19 protein-coding genes and 2 pseudogenes are annotated in these 18460 nt (G+C 69.4%); 7 read left to right on the plus strand and 14 right to left on the minus strand.

Going from position 1 to position 18460, the window contains the following annotated elements; genetic code table 11:
• The first annotated feature begins 53 nt into the window (after positions 1-53).
• Positions 54-1337: a cellulase-like family protein gene (locus EEJ42_RS11560; protein ID WP_123099928.1), complete on the plus strand. Its 1284-nt coding sequence runs from the start codon at positions 54-56 to the stop codon at positions 1335-1337.
• A 46-nt stretch (positions 1338-1383) separates the two neighbouring features.
• Here EEJ42_RS11560 and EEJ42_RS11565 read toward each other — a convergent pair whose 3' ends face one another.
• From EEJ42_RS11565 to EEJ42_RS11585, 5 genes are all read right to left on the minus strand, one after another.
• Positions 1384-1896: a DUF5709 domain-containing protein gene (locus EEJ42_RS11565; protein WP_425472883.1), complete on the minus strand. Its 513-nt coding sequence runs from the start codon at positions 1894-1896 to the stop codon at positions 1384-1386.
• Between the two features lie 231 nt (positions 1897-2127).
• A complete protein-coding gene (locus EEJ42_RS11570; protein WP_123099857.1) occupies positions 2128-2661 on the minus strand; it encodes a hypothetical protein in 534 nt (177 codons plus the stop codon).
• Between the two features lie 842 nt (positions 2662-3503).
• Positions 3504-4610 (minus strand): NAD-dependent epimerase/dehydratase family protein, encoded by a 1107-nt coding sequence (locus tag EEJ42_RS11575; RefSeq protein WP_123099858.1) that lies wholly within the window; start codon positions 4608-4610, stop codon positions 3504-3506.
• A 138-nt stretch (positions 4611-4748) separates the two neighbouring features.
• Positions 4749-5183, minus strand: coding sequence for a DUF2267 domain-containing protein (locus EEJ42_RS11580; protein WP_123099859.1), 435 nt, complete (start codon positions 5181-5183; stop codon positions 4749-4751).
• A 227-nt stretch (positions 5184-5410) separates the two neighbouring features.
• Positions 5411-5845: an Hsp20/alpha crystallin family protein gene (locus EEJ42_RS11585; RefSeq protein WP_123099860.1), complete on the minus strand. Its 435-nt coding sequence runs from the start codon at positions 5843-5845 to the stop codon at positions 5411-5413.
• A 130-nt stretch (positions 5846-5975) separates the two neighbouring features.
• On the opposite strand from EEJ42_RS11585, the gene EEJ42_RS11590 reads away from it, so the two are divergent.
• The 3 genes from EEJ42_RS11590 (at position 5976) to EEJ42_RS11595 (ending at position 8708) form a co-directional block, all read left to right on the plus strand.
• A complete protein-coding gene (locus EEJ42_RS11590; protein ID WP_123099861.1) occupies positions 5976-6641 on the plus strand; it encodes a type III effector protein in 666 nt (221 codons plus the stop codon).
• Between the two features lie 417 nt (positions 6642-7058).
• Positions 7059-7553, plus strand: a complete 495-nt coding sequence (locus EEJ42_RS54605) for a VOC family protein (protein ID WP_425472886.1) — start codon at positions 7059-7061, stop codon at positions 7551-7553.
• Between the two features lie 630 nt (positions 7554-8183).
• Positions 8184-8708, plus strand: a complete 525-nt coding sequence (locus EEJ42_RS11595) for a hypothetical protein (protein WP_123099862.1) — start codon at positions 8184-8186, stop codon at positions 8706-8708.
• Positions 8709-8727: 19 nt separating this feature from the next.
• Here the strand turns inward: EEJ42_RS11595 and EEJ42_RS11600 are convergent, their stop codons facing one another.
• The 9 genes and pseudogenes from EEJ42_RS11600 to EEJ42_RS11640 all read right to left on the minus strand — a co-directional run bounded on the left by EEJ42_RS11600 (position 8728) and on the right by EEJ42_RS11640 (position 15066).
• A complete protein-coding gene (locus EEJ42_RS11600) occupies positions 8728-9318 on the minus strand; it encodes a hemerythrin domain-containing protein (protein ID WP_281291433.1) in 591 nt (196 codons plus the stop codon).
• Positions 9319-9359: 41 nt separating this feature from the next.
• A complete protein-coding gene (locus EEJ42_RS11605) occupies positions 9360-10562 on the minus strand; it encodes a hypothetical protein (protein ID WP_123099863.1) in 1203 nt (400 codons plus the stop codon).
• Positions 10563-10674: 112 nt separating this feature from the next.
• Positions 10675-10898: pseudogene (locus EEJ42_RS52715) on the minus strand (plasmid stabilization protein); the annotation flags it as partial.
• A 126-nt stretch (positions 10899-11024) separates the two neighbouring features.
• A pseudogene (locus tag EEJ42_RS54610) lies at positions 11025-11105 on the minus strand (DUF6480 family protein); the annotation flags it as partial.
• 12 nt (positions 11106-11117) lie between these two features.
• On the minus strand, positions 11118-12146 hold the full coding sequence (ligD, locus tag EEJ42_RS11615) for a non-homologous end-joining DNA ligase (protein WP_246096374.1): 1029 nt from the start codon (positions 12144-12146) through the stop codon (positions 11118-11120).
• Between the two features lie 538 nt (positions 12147-12684).
• The gene (locus EEJ42_RS11620; protein ID WP_123099864.1) at positions 12685-12885 is read right to left on the minus strand and encodes an SCO3870 family protein; all 201 of its coding nucleotides are present in this window, start codon (positions 12883-12885) and stop codon (positions 12685-12687) included.
• Positions 12886-13157: 272 nt separating this feature from the next.
• On the minus strand, positions 13158-13403 hold the full coding sequence (locus EEJ42_RS11625) for a DUF5133 domain-containing protein (protein ID WP_425472884.1): 246 nt from the start codon (positions 13401-13403) through the stop codon (positions 13158-13160).
• Between the two features lie 78 nt (positions 13404-13481).
• Entirely contained in the window at positions 13482-14303 is an 822-nt protein-coding gene (locus EEJ42_RS11630) for a SigB/SigF/SigG family RNA polymerase sigma factor (RefSeq protein ID WP_342778277.1), read from the minus strand.
• Positions 14304-14895: 592 nt separating this feature from the next.
• A complete protein-coding gene (locus EEJ42_RS11640) occupies positions 14896-15066 on the minus strand; it encodes a hydrophobic protein (RefSeq protein WP_123099867.1) in 171 nt (56 codons plus the stop codon).
• Positions 15067-15428: 362 nt separating this feature from the next.
• On the opposite strand from EEJ42_RS11640, the gene EEJ42_RS11645 reads away from it, so the two are divergent.
• The 3 genes from EEJ42_RS11645 (at position 15429) to EEJ42_RS11655 (ending at position 18401) form a co-directional block, all read left to right on the plus strand.
• The gene (locus EEJ42_RS11645; RefSeq protein WP_123099868.1) at positions 15429-16502 is read left to right on the plus strand and encodes a hypothetical protein; all 1074 of its coding nucleotides are present in this window, start codon (positions 15429-15431) and stop codon (positions 16500-16502) included.
• A gap of 168 nt (positions 16503-16670) precedes the next feature.
• Positions 16671-17496, plus strand: a protein-coding gene (locus EEJ42_RS11650) for an IS5 family transposase (protein ID WP_123099930.1) whose coding sequence is annotated in 2 segments (ribosomal slippage) — positions 16671-17023 and positions 17022-17496 — 828 coding nt in all. Because the reading frame shifts where the segments join, the coding sequence is not laid out codon by codon here.
• A 158-nt stretch (positions 17497-17654) separates the two neighbouring features.
• Positions 17655-18401 carry a phosphotransferase family protein gene (locus EEJ42_RS11655; RefSeq protein WP_123099869.1) on the plus strand — a complete coding sequence of 249 codons (747 nt, stop codon included), beginning with the start codon at positions 17655-17657 and terminating at the stop codon, positions 18399-18401.
• The last annotated feature ends 59 nt before the right edge of the window (positions 18402-18460 follow it).

Consider the following 18460-nt stretch of genomic DNA (forward strand, 5'->3'; position numbering starts at 1 on the left):
ACGCTGTCAAGGATTATTCATTAATAATGGATTCACGAGTGATGGGCGAGACCATGAGCGCACACGAACAGGCCACCGCGGGCGAGACGGGTCGGCTCGCCATCACCCTGTGGGACTTCAGCTGGTACACCCAGGCCGGGCCCGGGGAGCCGTTCGCCGACCTCGATCGCGCCTTCGCCGAGGCGGTGGACCGCGGCTTCAACACCGTGCGGATCTGCGCCATGCCCTTCCTGCTGTTCTCCGGCCTCGTTCCCGATCCGGGATCCCTCCGCGTCCGCGGTCCGGGCGAGCGGTTCGGACAGCGCACCCGCTGGTACAACGTGTCCGGCGGCTACGCGCTGGACGGCCGCCGACGGCTTGTCGAGCTGTTCGAGGCGGCTGCCCGCCACAACTGCCGAGTGATCGTGTCCTCGTGGGAGTACCAGCAGTCCCCCTGTTTCGCCGACACCGACGTCTGGCACCGCGCCCTGGCCGCGGTCCCCGCACCGGAACGCGCCGAGGTGATGGCCGAAGCGCTCGGCGGGCTGCTGGACTTCCTCACCGAGCGCGGGCTGGCCGAGCGAGTCGCCTACGCCGAGGTGCACAACGAGGTCGACAACTGCTCCCTGGTGCCGAACGACGACGGCACCCACTACTCCCGGCTGCGCGGCCCCCTCGGCCGCGCCGTGGACCTGCTGCGGGAGCACCACCCCGGCATTCCCGTCACATACTCGCTGGGCGAGCCCTGGCCACTTGAGCTGGACGACCTGCCGGAACAGGGGCAGGTCGCCCACTTCCACTTCTACGTCTACGGCGTCCTCGGCGCGCTGTACCAGGCCGTGGGACTGGGCCATGGCACCGAGCAGGCGCCCCGGACCGCCACCTGGCCCACCCCCGAACTGGCCCGCATGCTGCGTCCCGACGCCCCCGCCTTCGCCGACTATCACCCCGACGAGCCCTGGCGGCTGGCGGCAACCGGTATCCCGCGTGAACTGTTCTACGCGCACGACTGGGCCGACCCCGACCGCTGGGACCTGTGGCTCTACGAGAACTACCTCCCGCACCGCGAGGCCATGCGGCAGACCCTGGCCCTGTGGGTCGATTCCGTCGCCGCCTTCGCCCGCCGCCGCGGCATCCCCGCCGTCCTCGGTGAAGGCGTGGTGGGGTACACCCCTCTCCTGACGCGCTTCGAGGAGGATGCCGTCGGCAAGGACATCGCGGAATTCGTCGTCGACCGCTGTCTCACGGCGGGCTTCCAGGGCGTCGTTCTGACCTCCAACGCAGCGCCTCACCATCCCATGTGGAACACCGACCGGAACTGGATGCGCCGGATCAACGCACGCGTCACCACCGGCTGAACGCCCGTGCCTCTTGGCGCCTGCTGATCAGCCGAGCCGGGCGGGATCAGCGGTCCGGTTCTCCGTCGCCCGGCTCCTCGAGTTGTTCGTCCGGGACGATGTGCACGGCGGCTTCCTCTGCTCCGGCGGCGCCCGCGTCGATGCCCTCGTCCCTGGCGAGGACTTCCTTGGTGACGTCGGGGCGGGTGCCCTCGTCGGGGGCGACGAGTCGGCCTGCGCGGTCCGTGCCCGCCTCGGGGTCAATGGGCTCTCCCTCGCCCTCTTGCACATCTCCGACGCCGTCTCCCGCCGGGGCTTCGACGTCGGGGGTCTCTTCGGCCAGCCGCTGGTCGAGCGTCTCGCGCTCGTGCTGTTCGGCTGCCGTTGTGCCGTGCTTGGTGACACCGAGCGGCTTCTCCGGCGGGGAGTAGCCCTCGTCGAGCATCTCGTCGTAACCACGCTCGTCCAGGGCGTCTTGGGGATCCAGAGGGGCCGCGTCCTCCTGTTCCTCGTTGGTACCGGTCGGCTGGTAGACGTCGTCTGCCTTGTCTTCGCTCATCATCACTGTCTCGTTTCGCATGTGTGGGATTCGTCCGCAGTGCCGCTGACGCGGATGCGGACCGCTCGTCGGCGGAGCCGGCGCGTGGCTTCTCCGGCCTTGGAGCTTTGGCCCCCTGCTCGGGTCGGTTGCTCGAGTTACGCCTTGCCGGGGTGATCGGGCAGAGCCACTTCCTGCTCGGTCACGGTGACGCGCCCGCCGCGTGCGCAGCGGAGCACCGTGGGTACTCGGCGGCGTCGTCCGGCGGAGGCGTCATGGGCCGACCACCGTCTGCTGCGCTTCCGGCCGACCGGGGGCGAACAGCGCGGCGGCCGCGGCATGGTGCACCGACTCCAGCACCGTGCGCTGGCGCCGCGCCCGGTTCAGCAGCTCGGTGAGCCGATCCGCATCCAGGCGGGTGTCCTGCTCGGCCGCGGCCAGCAGCGAATGCCACAGCATCACCTTGCCCTCCACCCCGAGCCGCAAGCCCTCCAGCTCGACGAGCGTGCTGAGCCCCGAACGATGGCGCAGCCGGCCATTGGGCTTCAGCCGCCCGGCCTTCTCGCCCAGCCATCCCCCGCAGAGCTTGTAGCGGCGTACGGGCACCTCAAGGTCGGCCATGATGTCCAGGAGCGCCTCCCGGTCCTCCACGATCTGTGCGGCGATGTCCTCCAGGTCGCCGCCGAAGGCCGACTGCCGGTGCTCGCGGGCCGTCCGGCGAGCGAGCTCCGCTCCGCCCGTCGCTCCCGCCGCATGGTCGTTGAGGTAGATGCCGAGCAGGCGGGGGGATGTGCTGGGCTCGTTCATGATCGCCCTCCCGGATCGGGCATGGTCGTACCGGGCAACGTGCTCCTACGGGGTGCCCAGACACCGCCGCTTCAATCAGCCCCCTGGCCTCTCCTGTCCGGCTGCCTCCGAACGCGCGACGACGGCACCACTCCCGCTTTCGGCAGGGCCACTTTGCGCATCACCCAGACGTGCCCCCCGCCGATTACGCGATCCGCCACATGATTCCGCCCCCCTCCAGGGCCACCTGAAGACGTACGCCAGTGCGCGGAACACGGATGCCACTAGGCTGGAAAGCGCAAGGAGAGATGATCGGTATGAGCCATGACCGACGGCGCGAACAGAGGCCGGGACCGATGGTGTTGCCGCTGTTCCTCACCAGGGCACATGGTCTGTTCAATCTCGCTTCCGGGGCTTGGCCGCTGCTGCACATGACCGGCTTCAGGCGCTTCTTTCGGTCCCACACAGCCGGATCCGGAGCAGAACTGGCTGGTGAGGACGGTGGCCGGACTGCTGGTCACCACCGGGTGGGGCCAGCTGCGGGCGCGTCCGGCCGCCGATTCCCTGGCTGAGGCCCGGCGCAGCGGCCTGGGGACGGCCGCCACATTGCTCGTGGCCGACGTCATCTCCGTACCCGCCGGCCGGGCACGTCGTGCTCACGGCCTCGACGCGGTGGTCGAAGCGGGATGGCTCCTCGCCTGGTGGGCGTGCCCGCCCCCAGGCCGCGCAGGGGCCGGTCGGCGGCCCGCGTAACGGCCCCGGGCCCGGGTACGCACATGTCCCGGGTGCACTCGAATGCGCGGACCGTCCACCACCCTCCTGCGGCGGGGCACGAAGTCCGCCGGGCCTGGGCAGCGGCTGTTTCAGGGCCGCTCGCCCACTCCGGTCGCCGCCTCGTGGGCACGGCGCGCGGGCGAGTCCTCGGCCAGCGGCGCCGTGGGGCCGCCCGCTCCCCGCCGCAGCCCGTGCAGGAACTCCTCGACGGCCTCGGTGGCCGTGTGCCGGGGCTCCCAGCCCAGCTCCCGGCGGGCGCGTGTGGTGTCCATCAGCGGGATCCGCAGCACCGCGTCGAAGAGCTCCGCGGAGGCCGGTGCCAGATGCAGCTTCCAGGCGGCCGCGACACAGCCGCGCAGGAAGGGCCGCGGCACTCGGAGCACCCGAGCGCCCAGGATCTCCGCGAGAACGCCGGCATCCACCGGTGGCTCGGCCGCGATGTTGAACGCGCCGCGTACGTCCCGGACGACCGCGGCCCGGTAGGCCGCGGCGGCGTCCTCGGTGTGCAGCACCTGGAAACGCAATCCCGGCACCTCCGGGACGACGGGCACGAGCGCCGACCGCACCAGGCTGCCCGGCACCAGCGGTCCGCCGAAGAGCCGACGCTGCTGGGATGCGGACTGCCGCTGGAACAGGAAGCCGGGGCGCATCCGCACCACACGCAGGTCCGAACGGCGCCGCTCGAGGCCGTCGAGGAAACGCTCCAGGTACGCCTTCTCCCGGGTGTACGCGGCCTCCGGCCAGCCATGGGTGGGCCAGGACTCGTCGACCGCGCGATCCTTCGGCCCCGGCGAATACGCACCCACCGACGACGCGTACACCACAGCGGGAACACCCGCGGCGGCCACGGCCTCGAAGACACGGACGCTGCCCAGCACATTGCTGCTCCACGTGGTGACCGGCTCATGGGTGGGCTGGAACAGCCAGGCCAGATGCACCACCACATCCGCGTCACGGAAGTGCGGTACGAGGTCCACGTCCGGGTCGCCGAGGTCCACGGCACGCCACGTCGTTTTCTCCGGAGTCCAGTCCGGTACACGGCGCGCGAGCCCCAGGACCGAGGAGACGGCCGCCTCCTCGCCCAGCGCCCGCACCACCGCGGAGCCGACGTTGCCGGTGGCGCCCACCACGACCACCCGCAGTCCGGATGCGCCCGGCTCCGGCCGGCGTGCGTTCGTCTGGCGCTCGGCGGGCATCGGCCACTCCTTCGCGGTAGGTGGGGCACGAGAGGAGCGTCGCGAAGGTGCGGCTGCTCAGGTCCGCCGTCCTGCGTCACTCACCGCCCGGGTACCCGAAGCGGGCTGCCTTCAATACGGTGCCCGGGCAGAGGGGTGTCAGGCCGCGCGCGTCAGCTCGATGCGGCCGAACAGGAGGGCATAGCCGGAGGGAAGCTGGGCGAGGATCCGGTCCACCAGGGCGTCTCCCGCGAGTTGTGTGACGACCTTGAGGACGGAGCCGGTGTCCCAGCGAGCGGTGGCGGGAGTGCCGCCCGCCCGGGTGGCGAGGTCCTTGACGAAGCCCCAGCCGGTGAGGGGTTCGCGGTCGGGTATCTGCTCGGCGAGCGTCCGGGCCGCTTCCTCGGGCAGACGGGCGGCGAGGTCGACCCGCTCGTCGCCGGTGAGCTGCCGACCCAGGCCGGTGAGCACGGCGCGGACGACCGTCTCGGCCCGTTCACGGGTGGGGTACGCCCCTTCGTAGCGGACTTTCTCCAGCATCTGCTCGAATGTCATGTTCGCGGCGACCGAGGCGGGTTCGGACTGGACCGGCATGGCTGGGTGGATCGCCTTTCTCGTCATGCTTGCTCGTCATGGTGGTGTGAAGTGGCCGGTCGGCCGGTGCGCGGCGCACGAGCCGACCAGCCGGTGGAACATCTCCCGCCGCGCCGGCGCAACGGCACGGCGCGACTCGGGGTGAAGACGTGAGTGATCGCGGAGGACGGAGCGGGAACACCCGGCATCTGCCGTCCTCCGCCCGCGATGGTGAATGACCCCGGGGGTCAGCCGCTGATCTGCTTGCGCCCGGCGCCCTCGCCGATGGCGATCTTGCGGGGCTTGGCCCGTTCGGCGATGGGGATGCGCAGAGTCAGGACACCGGCGTCGTAGTCGGCCGTGATGTGCTCGGTGTCGAGGGTGTCCGCCAGCATGAGCTGGCGGGAGAACACTCCCAGGGGCCGCTCGGACAGCTCCATCTGCACGTCGTCTGCCTTGGTGGCCGGCCGCCGCTCCGCCTTGACGGTGAGCATGTTCCGCTCGACGTCGATGTCGATCGCATCGGTCGAGACACCGGGGAGGTCGAGGGCGATCACATACTCGTCGCCCTCGCGGTAGGCGTCCATCGGCATGGTGGACGGCCTGGACCAGGTACCGGACGACGTCATGAGCTGCTGGGTGAGCCGGTCGAGCTCACGGAACGGGTCGGTGCGCATCAACATCGTGAAACACCTCCAGTGGCCATTTGGCAGTACCGCCAATGCGCTGCAACCTGCCTCCGTTGTAGCATGTCATCGGAACGATGACAAATGATTCTGTCGTCCATCCGACGACGCCCCAGGAGGACACACCATGGCCAGCCCGGAGGACCCCCACGGACCCGACCCCGCCCCTACGTCGCTCCAGGCCGCCGCGGCGGCGTTGGAGACCATCAGCGAGGCCGTGCGCAGCGCCACCGTCCCGCCGGACCGACAGCCGGACCGGACCAGCTCGGAGCAGGCCCTGGCCGCGCTGTTGCTGCTGCGGGAGCTCCGGGGCCGGCTCGCCGGGTGGGAACCGTGGCTGATCGAGACGGCCCGCGAGACGGGCGCCAGCTGGGCCGAGCTCGCGCACCCGCTGGGCGTGGCGAGCCGACAGGCCGCCGAGCGCCGATACCTGCGGGTGCGACCCGGAAGCCCCGGCGCCACCGGCGAGCAGCGCGTGCAGGACACCCGTGACCGCCGCGCCGCCGACCGCACCGTCACCTCATGGGCCCGCGGCAACGCCGCCGACCTGCGCCAGCTCGCCGGCCAGGTCACCGCCCTCACCGATCTGCCCGTCGAGGCCCGCGGCCACATCGCCCAGCTCGCGGACGCCCTCGCCCAGGACGACGCCGCCCAGCTCGTCACCCCGCTCACCGAAGCCCGTCAGCACCTGACGGCGCGTCACGCCGACCTCGCGGCCCGCGTCGACACCATGACCCGCCACGCCGACCAGCTGCGACAGGTCAGCGGCGACCAGCGGCGCGCCACGAACTGACGCCTTGCCGGTCTCGATGCACGTGGAGCAGCCCGGCAGCTGCTCAGCTCTTTTCGTTCACAGACGCGCCTCCTCCGGGGCCGGGCGGGCCGGCGGCCCAGAAGTTCTCCAGCTCGGTCCTGGGATGGACCTGGCACGCCAGCCCGTCGGCGGAGCGACTCCGCATCGCCATCGCGCACGGTTCGCCGGTGGCCTGTGCCACGGAACTCGCGACGCGGTGGCACGGTCGGGGTCGGCCCCCTCTCACTCGGCGCGGGCCGCGCCGCGGTGGCTGCAGACCGCGACGGTGCGGTGTTCGGCCCGTGGGAGGGGACAGCGCCAGGCGGCAGGGGCGAAAGACATCCCGGTGCACCGGCCGGGGCGTGCGGCTCGGTGGCCTGGCCGGGACTGCGTACTCCTGACATTTTCGCGGCGGCCGTGTTCTACGGCGAGATCTTCGGCTGGGCCTCCGGGCGAGACGGGTGCACCGCCGCCTACGAGGACGGCGAGGTGATCGTCCGGGAGGCCGCACAACCAGTAGCCGTACTGCGCGGAGAGCCCGTCGAGGACCGCCCCGATCCCCGGACCGACGCGCGCTGGCACGCCCACTTCCAGATGTCCGACGTAGACGCCACCACGGACTTGGCCCAGGCATCCGGCGGCACCGTCGCCATCGCACCGACCATCTCTCGTGCGGTCGGCAGGCGACCCTCCGCGCCCCCGAAGGCAGCCCGGTTACCGCCACCGCCTGCTGAAACCACCCCTCACCCGACAGTTTCGCCCTCACCGCCCCGGGCACCCACCCACCCCGCTTCGGCGACACAGCGTGACCGCACGGCAGCCCGACTGCCACGGCCACCGAAACCGCTCGCCGAAACCGCTCAGCCGGAGGAAACCGCGCCGGCGTACGTGTACCTCGCCTCTGGGTGCTGACGGTGAACGTCCTGGAGAAGCGCCACACCCCCGCTGGACGGCCGACGGGATGGGCGCCGCCCTGGCGAGCCGGTGGCCGATCGGCACGCTACGGGCGGACGACTTCGACGGCGCCGGGCGAAAGCGACGATGCCGTGGTGCGGCGTCGTCACCGCGGAAGTGCGGGCGCCCCGCCCCTTCGGCCCCCTGGTGATCGTCCGCCACGAGCCGAACTGGCCCCGAGTGCTACCGCGACGCCTAGGACGCGGCGCATTCGGGCGAACCGGGTCACACCCTCTCCCCGGCGAATCCCCTCGCGCGTCGCGGGGACATGCCCGAAATCGAAGGGCGGCACATCGACACATCCTGGTCCGCTGCGACGACTACGAGCCGACCCTCCACATCGCGCGGTGTGAGCGACTCTTCACCGAGCCGGTGAACGGGGTCTGGGGCAGTGATCACTTCGGTGTGGTCGCGGACCTCACCCTGCCCGCTCATCCGTCAGGCCCCCGCCGGGCTGCCGCGCCGAGAGTTCGTCGCACTCCGCGGCGAATATCTCTTTTCGGGACGTTCGCCACTTTCAGGCGGCCGGTGGTCGGGGTACGCTGACCAGCGCTTCGTGTGTCACCGGCTTGTGAGGAGCGGCTTCGTTTGTCCGTGGATCTGTCGGGGGTCATAGCCGCCACCGCTCAATGGCTGGTCCGGGCCTTTCCGGCGGCTGGGGGCGCGATGAACGCGGCGCTCGCTGAAGCGCAGGCCCGGCAGGCGGTGACGGTGGCCGCGTGGCTCCGCTACCCCACGGCGACGGACGCCGCGCTGGTCGCGGTGGCGGGGCCCGGCGGCTCGGCCCAGTTGGACTGGCTCGTCGGCGGAGATCCGCGCGAGGTGGACGAGGCGGACTACGCCTGGCGTACCTGGGTGGACGAGGTCGTGGCGAGCTGGGCGGCCAGTCTGCTCACCTCTGCGGCGCTGGCCGAGGCGGCTGTAGCCGCGCTTGCCGGGTGCGAACACACTGCCTCCTCGCCGGTTGACTTCCGTCGGCTGACGGATCCCGATGAGTACGACCGGCGGGCGGCCCCGCTACTGCGGCACCCGGACCTGGTGGCACCGGTTACGGAGCTGCACCGTCCGGGCCTGCTCGCGCGCCTGCACAGCGATCCCGTGGGTGCCGGCTGACTCCGGCGACGGAGACGCCTCAGCCGTCCTTGCCCATGGCCTTGCGGACGGTGTCGCGGGTCCGGTCGATCATGGCGGCCATCGGACCGAGGGCGACGTTCTTCGCCGCCGTCTCCACCCCCGGATGCGGATGGGTGGGGGCCAGGGCTTCGGCCGCCTTGACGGCGTTGGCCATGGTGGCGAGCTGCCTGGGATCGGTCCGGCGCCGCAACTGGGCGAACTCGTAGCGCTCCTCGGAGCGGGCGTGCTCCATGACCTCCGTCCGCAGTTGGAGGAGCACGGGCAGGAACTCGGGATCCTCCGAGCCCATCTCGTCCAGGCGGCTCAGCTTCTCCTTGGCTTGCTTCTCTTCGCGCAGCCGGTCCTCGACCATCCGCTCGCCACCGTCGAAGGCCCGGCGGGCGACAGGGTGGACGATCTCCTCCTCCGCCGTTTCGTGGACCGCCAGCAGCCGGACCAGGCGGCGGAAGGCGTCCTGCCGCTCCGCGCCCGTGGTGCGCTCCACCTCGTCGAAGAGATTGCGGATCTCGCCGTGCTGGCGCATCAGCAGCGCCACCACATCGTCCTGGACGCCTGCGCCGGTGTCGCCGCCGTGGGCCTGACTTTTCACGGTGTTCCTCCCTTGAGCCAGCCTGAGCCGGGTCGGCCGGGTCAGTCGCGCGAGCGCTGCGACGGTGCGGGGTGCTCGCCCTCGGTTTCCAGCCGGTACTCCCTGCCGAACATCTCGCGGTGCTGCGCCATCACGCGCTCGCTCGGCGGCTGGTCACCGTCGTTGAGCTGCGCCTGCATGGCCTCGAACCGCTCGTGGGCCTCGCGGACGTAGCCGGTGCCGAGCGTCGTGAGGTCCATCTGGGTCCCCAGCAGCTCGCGGACGTATTCCTTGTTGGGCTCGAAGGTGAGCACGTTCGGCAGCTCCCGCGCGACGATCTCCTCGGGCTCGCGTCCGTCGTTGCGGCGCATGAGATCGCAGGCGATGCGCAGGTGCTCCAGCTCCATGTTCAGGTGCAGCTCCCAGAGGACCTTCACCTTGGGGTCCGGCTCCTGCTCCATGAAGGAGTAGTAGAGGTAGCACTCGTTGTACTCGTGGTTGACCAGTTGCTCCCACCAGGTCTCCCCCGGGTCGACCAGGGACTCGTAGTGGGTGACGTGCTCCTCCTCGATGAGCCCGATCTCCTGGTAGAGCTGCCGGGCGATCGGCTCCATGTACTGCGGGCCGACGTTCATGTAGAAGTTCATGGTCTGCTGCTCCGCAGACATGATCGTGAGCGCGTGGAGCTTGGACAGCGGGTTGACCTGGTCCCGGTCGTAGGGCTCACGAACGTTGTCCACCGGGTTGCGGTGATGGAACTTCGTCGGCCGGCCGGGCATGACCTCGGTCAGCCCCTGGACGATCTCCTCCGCCTTCCGGTGCTCGATCATCTCGTACAGGTTCGCGTACCGGTACAGGTGGTCAAAGTCCTCCAGCACGCCGAACTGGTACGCCTGTGTGAGATACGGATCGGGCTCCATACGGGCCACCCAGGCCGTCAGGTCCACCGCCACCTGCTCATAGGCGATCGTCGTCTCCAGCACCGAGGCCACCCCCGGCAGCAGCCAGTTCACCGCCTTCTGCTGCTGCGCCTCGATGTAGCGGGTACGAGCCAGTTGCCGCTTCACTTCCTGGTCCTGGCAGTGGCGGGCCATCTGATGGCTGAACAGAATCGCTTCGACCTCGATCCCGTTCATCGCGATGATCCGGCACCGCGTATACGGGTCGCAGTGATCCGGATCGATCGGGGCGACGTCCAACTCACGCCACGTGCGCAGTTGACGGTCAAGCGGGATTCCCCGCTGCTCCAACGGGTTGAACGTCATGCGGGCTCCTATGAAGCGAGGGGAACCCCTTTTCTTTACCCGGCCTCCACAGCCGAAATACGAATATCTGAAGCATTCCACCCGTTGGCGGAGTCCAGCGGAAACGGCGGCCGCGCACCTCGATACCGCGCTGCTTGGCCTCGTTGTAGAGCTGGTCCCGTGTCGGGCCTCTGGGACCTTGCTGGCGGACTTCGCCTCTCCCGAACGGGCGCGTTCCTTGTTGACGGTGCGGGAGGCGATTTCCTTGGCACGGCCGGTGGAAGCCCCGCGCTTCTCCGCGCCTTCCTTGATGTGTTCGTACTGCCGCTCCCGCTTACGCCTGGATCCTGCGGGCATTGCACTACCAACCTTTTCGTGTGTCCCCCATCGAACAACAATGGCGCCAGGGCTTCGGGCCGCATTCCCATGCAGTCCGTTCGCGTGCCGGTACCTCACGCAGAGGGGTACCAGATGGGTGGGGTTGTAGGCCTGCTGCGGCCCCGCGTCCGGCGTGCTGCCCTCGGCGGGCGGTGTCTCGCCCGGCGGCACACCGCCGCCCACCGCGTCCCCTCTCGTTCACGGTATGCGCCCGACCGGGCGGCCGTGAGGGTGCCGGTCCTCGCGTACGACGTCGCGGGCCGACTTGTCACGGCGCAGTCCCTTGTAGCGGGGATGGCGCAGCCGTCCGTCGCGGGTCCACTCGGTGAAGGCGATCTCGGCGACCAGCTCCGGCCGTACCCAGTGAGTCCCGGGGCCGGGGTGCGGGGCGACGGCGAAGGGGCTGGTGGACGAGGACAGTCCGCGCAGCTCCCGGACGAGCGCTTGGAGGGTCCTGGTGTCGAAGCCGGTACCGACCTTGCCCGCGTAGCGGAGGTCGTCCTCGGCGTAGTAGCCGAGGAGCAGGGCGCCGAGCCCCGTGCGGGCGCCCTGTGGATCGGTCCAGCCGCCGATCACCATCTCCTGGCCCTGCTCACACTTGAACTTCAGCCAGTCGGAGGACCGGCCGGGCGTGTACGGGGCGTCCGCGCGCTTGGCGATCAGCCCCTCCCAGCCGTGTTCGCAGGCATACCGGTAGTAATCTTCGCCCGCGGCGTTGCGGTGAGCAGTCAGGCGCAGCGGGTCCCGCCAGGTGAGCAGGGCACGCAGCAGGGCCTTACGGCGGCGCAGCGGCAACCCGGTGACGTCGACCCCGGCGACGGACTGGATGTCGAAGAGGTAGTAGTACACGCGTACGCCGCTGCGTCTGGCCCGGTCGGCGGAGGCGAGGTGGATACGCGGCTGGAGGCGGGCGAAGCTGGTGCGGCCCCGGTCGAAGGCGACGACCTCGCCGTCCAGTACGCAGTCGGGCGGTGCCTGGGCGCGGAGGGCGTCGACGACTTCGGGATAGGCGGAGGCGGCGGAGCGGCCGTTGCGGCTGAGCAGCTCGATACGGCCCTCCGCGCAGCGGGAGACATCGCTCGCCGTCGAGCTTGCGCTCGTAGAGCCAGCGCTCGTCGGAGAACCGGTCGTGCGTGAGGGTCGCGAGCATCGGTTCCAGACCACGGCCGGGTGCGACGGGCCGGAGCCGACCGCGTTCCGCAGCGGACAGGAGTCGCAGTGGATCACTCACGGGGGCTGTTCCCCTTCCCGGCCGTCTCTCGTGTGCCGCGCCCCGCTCTGGGCGCCCCACCGGCCGCGTCTGCTATCGCAGGGTAACGCCAGTCAGTCGTTCGACGGGGCCTCAAGCAGGTGGCTTGGGGGGCCGGCAGGGCGCGGGCAACGTCGGCCACGGCGACCAGGTCGTTCCTCCTCTGCGGATCAGCAGCCATCCGAGTGCCCGGGCCCTCTGCTCCGTATGCATGCACCCTTCGGCCTTCAATACCGGGGGAACCATGCGCCGCCGTGGGGTGTCCTTCGCGACACGTGCGCCGGGGAGGCGAGTGCTGCCAGCAGAGCGAAGTGGTGGTGCGGCGCGCGTACGGCGCCGGGGATCCATCGAACCGAGGTGGCGATGTTCAAGACCTCAGACAGCTACCTCGCTGGCCTCGCTGGTCTGGATCAATTAACTCACCCGGACTACTCAGTGATTACGCCAACGCGCTACAGAGCCACGAAGAGCCGTACGGGCGCCAGGGCATCACCCTGGCGCCCGTACGCGAAGAACTCACTTCGAGTGCGGCCGACCGTCTCGGACCCATGTCACCATAACCAGAGCTGCGGTGACGTACATCAGGACGCTGAAGGTGGCTACGGATTCGACGTACTGCTCGTTGCCGTCTGCGCGCAGCTGAAGCGCGAGGGAACCAAGCGCAGTCCCAAGCGCCGCGGTAACGGTGGCCATGGCGACGAACGGGGCCTTGGTCATTGCTGCTTCCTCCAAGCCGCGAGACGATTGATCAAGACCGAGCCTACATGCATCGCATGTCACTGCCGGAAGATTGTGGACGGTCGGCCAAGCACCAAACTCCGCTCCGCATCCGTCAGTTGCACTCGCGTCGCGGAAGAAGACTGCGGGCAGCAGCGCCCGAAGACTGCCACGACATGCACGAGGTCGCGCGACGCCCGTCGGTTCTGCTTTGGAGCTCGGGCGCTGTGGGCCCGGCCGGTGGCCGGGCCCACAGCGGAGACAGTCAGGCATCAGGGAGGAGGGAGTCGTCTTCCGTACGGGCGCCGGGGAGCTGGTGGCGGGCGGCNGGGGAGCTGGTGGCGGGCGGCGATCAGAGCAGCGTCGACGTCGCGGGTGCCGGTGGCGACACACAGCGTGTAGACAACGTCGTCGAGTCGCTGCCGTGCTTCCGGGCCGCCATTCTCGGCGTGCAGGGCGTTGAGAGTCTCGTACTGCTGGACGAGATCGGCGAGAACCGCGGAGTGGGCCATAAGCATTGGCAGGCTCCTCTTTGTCACTCAGTGACGGTGGCGGTACGTGCCGCGCCGCCGACAAGCGCCGCGGGACGTGGGGTGTCAGGCGGCAGCCGGGAGCCGCTGGGGCTGCGGATCGGCCTCGACCTCTTCGCGGACGGTGCGGCAGCTGCGGGAGATGAGCCGGGAGACATGCATCTGGGAGATGCCCAACTCCTCAGCGATATGGGCTTGGGTCATGTCGCGGAAGAAGCGCAGGTACAGGATGTGCTGCTCCCGCTCCGGCAGGCGGTGCAGGCAGGGCTTGACCGCTTCCCGGGCGATGACCGTCTCATAGCGGGCCTCGGGCCGGCCGAGGGTGTCGGCCAGCGAGTAGCCGTCGTCCGAACCGGTCAACTCGACGTCCAGGGACAGGGAACGGAAGCTGTCCATGGCTTCCATGCCGGTGAGCACGTCCTCTTCGTTCATACCGGCGGCTCCGGCGATCTGCGCCACGGTCGGGGTACGGTCGGCGCCTTCCGTGGCGGCCAGCTCCTGGAGGGTGGCGCGGACCTTGTTACGCAGCTCCTGCACCCGCCGAGGGACGTGCACATCCCAGCTGTAGTCGCGGAAGTACCGCCTGAGCTCCCCCACGATCGTGGGGATCGCGCACGGCTCGAACGGGCCTCCGTGCTGCGGGTCGTAGCGGTCGACGGCCTTGACCAGGCCCACTGCCGCCACCTGTTTCAGGTCATCCAGGCTCTCTCCGCGGTTACGGTAGCGGCTGGCCAGGCGGTGGGCCATCGGAAGCCAGGCCGCGACCAGCTCCTCGGCCAAGAGGTCCCGCTCGGGCCCATCGGAGGCCGCAGCCAGCCGCTCGAAGTCGGCCGCGGTGTCGGGAGCATCGTCGTGACGGCGGCGGGCGCGTGCGGGTGTGGTGCTCATCGGTGTCATCTCTGCTCTGCTCCCTGCTCGTTGCTGTTCAGCAGGGCGGGAGCCAGCAACGGCACATCTGGGGCCCGCAGCGCGCACGCGCGCGGCTCCCGCCAGGTGTGCCTGCTTTCCGAAGCACCTCGATCACTGACTCTCCTAGCCCAGAACACTGACGTCAAACCGTTGTCTTCCCGCTCTTGGCAACATCTCTCAGCTCAGTCCTCGATGTCGCCGCTCTCGCAGATCTGCCGGTCGTGTCGGTGGGCGGGCGCCTCGCTGAAGCTGGTCGGCGGTATGCGGGCTGGAGAGGGCGACCGCGGCATGCGAGGCCAACAGCCGGGGTGTTGCCGCACCACTCCTCGGCGATCCCCACGCCGCCTGTACGCGTGCGTTCGGCCAGCGCTTGGGCGAACTGGTGGGCGATGTCGTCCTTCCAGTACACGAAAGTCATCACGTCCACCGTGTACTCGGCGCGGAACGGACCGCGCAGCACATGCGGCCGGCCGGGCGCTTCCGCTCGTCAGACACACCTGGTTGCGTCTCCGCGCGCAGTCGGGCCGGACCACTCGGGTCCGGCCCGATCCGAGAAGAATGGCTTCAACCCCTACCAGCGGTACCAGCGGCCCTTTCGCCCGCCCGCGCCTGTGGAGCGCACCACGAAGCCGAGCAGCCAGACGACCAGAACGATGACCGCGATCCACCACAGTGCCTTCAAAGCAAATCCGGCGCCAAAAAGGAGCAGAGCGAGAAGTAGGACAAGGAGCAGGGGAACCATGATTATCAACCTCCGAAGGCCGAGTGCCCTCCCATGGGCGCGCTATGCACGCTATTTCCGGGCCCCATCGGCTGTAGAAATTGGTCGAGGTCCCCATAGAGCGACACCAAGCTGCGGCAAGTGGACACCGAGTTGGCGGCCACCGCTGGAGACCAAAATCTGCCCGCCCCACTACGACGGACTTTGATCAATACTTGGTGACGACATCATCAGGACCGGACTGACAGCAGTCGGACTACATCAGGCTTGCTGTCACCGTGACCCAGTCTGCGTGCGTTGGACTTGACCAGCTGAGCGCCGACGCCAACGACGCCGATTGAGGGGGCAGGGGACTGTCGGTGGCTGGTGGCAGGATCACCGGCATGGTCTTTGTACGTACGACTCCGCCGCGGCCTGTAGATGTGACCGCGGTCTTTCCTGAGCTGGCTTCTTTGGCGCGTCTTGCGATTCGGCTGCATCCCCGCCCGGGGGCGCCTTCGATCAGGGAGAGCTCGGTCGGGGGGCCGTTGCTGTGGCCGGCCGAGGAGCCGTGGCCGCACTGCGAAAGCTCGCACCTGCACCGTGACAGTGGGTTCCGCCAGTCGCCGGCCGTAGTGCGGCTTGAGAGACGCATGCAGGCCCGGTGGCACCCTGATTCCGGTGCTTTCGAGCTGACGCCCGAGGAGGAGGCGCTCAAGGAACGGAGCGCCGCGAGGCTCGCGGAGCGACTCGACGCCAGCCCTCCGTGGCCTGCGGACTGCCCGGTCCCCATGCTGCCCGTGGCTCAGCTGTATCTGCGCGACATACCCCTGTTGCGGCCGCCCGGCCAGGCCGATCTGCTCCAGATTCTCTGGTGCCCCTACGACCACGAACCGGATTACAAGCCGTCGACCGCGCTGTTCTGGCGGTCCGCCGCCGCGGTCGTCGACATCCTCGCCACACCGCCGGAACCGTACGAGGCGAACTATCCGGGCTATGTGCCGGAGCCGTGCGTGCTGGCACCAGAAGCGATCACCGAGTACCCCGACAGCCTCGATCTGAGTCCAGAGATGCGGCTGATGGTGGAGGACCGGAGCAGATGGCAGGCAGCCGGCGTCGGCGTGGACAGCGCCTACGGGGACTATCCGCGGGACTTCTATGACTGCGAGCTGGCTGATGCTCCCGGCTGGAAGGTCGGCGGCTGGCCCCCGTGGGGCCGCACCGACCCATATCGCCGATACTGCACTGTCTGCGATGTGCAGATGGTCCCGCTGCTGACCATCGCTTCCTTCGAATGGGACGGTGGTGAGGGACGCAGCTGGGCGCCGTGCGAAGATCAGGCCGCCGCCTACGCCGCCCATTACGCTGGCCAAGACCCCTCGCAGCCGACTGCGGTCGAAGTGGGCAGCACCGACAACATGCAGCTCTACGTCTGCCCGACCTCCCCCGAGCATCCGCACACCGACCTGATCCAATGAGCCATCGGGCCTTCACACACCCTCCGTAGCCGGTGACATGCTGCCGCATGAGGGTGTGTGACAGGCTGCTTGCCTCGCTTGTGCCGACCAGACAGCTTCGACCGATCCCACTCACCACGTCATCCGGCTACGCCGGTGATGACTACTGAACCTCGGCACAGCGGCATGATGCTGGTCGTGGATGCTGACCTGTCGAAGCGTCTGGTTCCTGATGAACTCCGGGAATTGGTCGAACCGATGCTGCCGTCGTTCGCTGCTCGTCCGCAAGGTGGTGGGACCGGGCCGTGTGACGAGCGGGCCGTGTTCACGGCGGTGGTGTATGGACTGACCAGTGGATGTGCCTGGCGGCATCTGCCGCCGACGTTCGGCACGTCGCCCGCCACCGCGCATCGCCGCTTCACGGTATGGACCGAGGCCGGCTTGTGGCGGCGGCTACACCGGGCGGTGCTGGACGAACTCGGGGCCAGGGGTGAGGTGGACTGGACCTCGGCGATCGTTGACGCGGCCTCCGTCCGCGCGAAAAGGGGGCTCGCTGACCGGGCCGAACCCGGTGGATCGCGGCAAGAAGGGCAGCAAGCTGCACGTGTTGTCCGAGGCCCAGGACATCCCGCTGGCGGTCGCAGTGTCTGGCGCGAACCTGCATGACAGCCAGGTGTTCAAGCCGCTGATCCCGGCGATACCTGCCATCCGTTCGCGGCGCGGGCGACGCCGACGGCGACCGGTCAAGATCCGTGCGGACAAGGCGTACTTCTCCGCCGACCATCTCGCCTGGCTCCGCGGCCGGGGCCTGGTCCCACGCATCGCACGCCCCGGGATCGAGTCCAGCGAGCGGCTCGGCCGCCACCGCTGGACGATCGAACGGTCCATCGCCTGGCTCTTCGGCTTCCGCCGGCTGACCGTCCGATACGAACGAAAGGACAGTCACTTCCTTGCCTTCCTCGGCCTGGCCGCAGCTCTGACCTGCTATAAGAAGCTCGCCAAATGCACCACGTGAGACAACCTCTTAGGACTCCTAACAAAAGTGGTGGGCTTGACCTGGTCAGAGGTCGGTGTCGTGCACGAGGCTGCCGGGTAGCGGGACGCGGTCAGCCGCGTCATCGCACGCGATAAACCTGGCGACGTCGGCGATCGTCCCCGGGATACTGGCCGCCCATGGATGAGGTCAAAGTCGTCGTCGCCCATTCCGAGCGCGCGACCCTGCGCGTCGGTGACGTGTTCCTGAAGGTGGACGCCGATCAGGCGCGCATCGACGTCGAGGTCGAGGCGATGTCCCTCGCGCCGGTCCCGACCCCGGAGGTCCTGTGGCGCAAGCCGCCCGTGCTCGCGATCGCCGCACTCCCGGGGACGACGCTTGGGCGCCTCGGCGGGCCGTCGACCGGGTCACCGGCGGCGTGGGCCGCGGCGGGCGCCGCCATCCGGAAGCTGCACGACGCGCCGCTGCCGCCCCTGCCGGGCCGCGCCGGCCGGAGCATCGTCGCGCTGGCGGCGGAACTCGACGACGAGTGCGAGTTGCTCGTGACGAACGGCCTCCTGCCCGCCGACCTGGTCACCCGCAACCGCCAGGTCGCCGAGGCCGCGCTCCGGCCGTGCACTCCGGCGTTCACGCACGGCAACCTGCAGATCGCGCACGTCTTCGTCGACGGCAACGAGGTCACCGGCATCATCGACTGGTCCGAGGCGGGCCAGGGTGATGCCCTGTACGACCTCGCCACCTTCACGCTCGGACACGAGGAGCACCTCGACGACGTCATCGCCGGCTATGGCACCGACATCGACCTCGACGTGATCCACGCGTGGTGGTCATTGCGAAGCCTGCTGGCAGTTCGCTGGCTGATCGAGCACGGCTTCGACCCCTTCGCGCCGGGCTGTGAGGTCGACGTGCTGAGATCCCGGATGTGAGGCTGCGCGGGCCCGACTGCTACGAATGCGCTCTGCCGCATCGAGCAGGCCACCCCCTG

The sequence above is a fragment of the Streptomyces botrytidirepellens genome (assembly GCF_003721215.1).
GTDB classification, from domain to species: Bacteria; Actinomycetota; Actinomycetes; order Streptomycetales; family Streptomycetaceae; genus Streptomyces; species Streptomyces himastatinicus.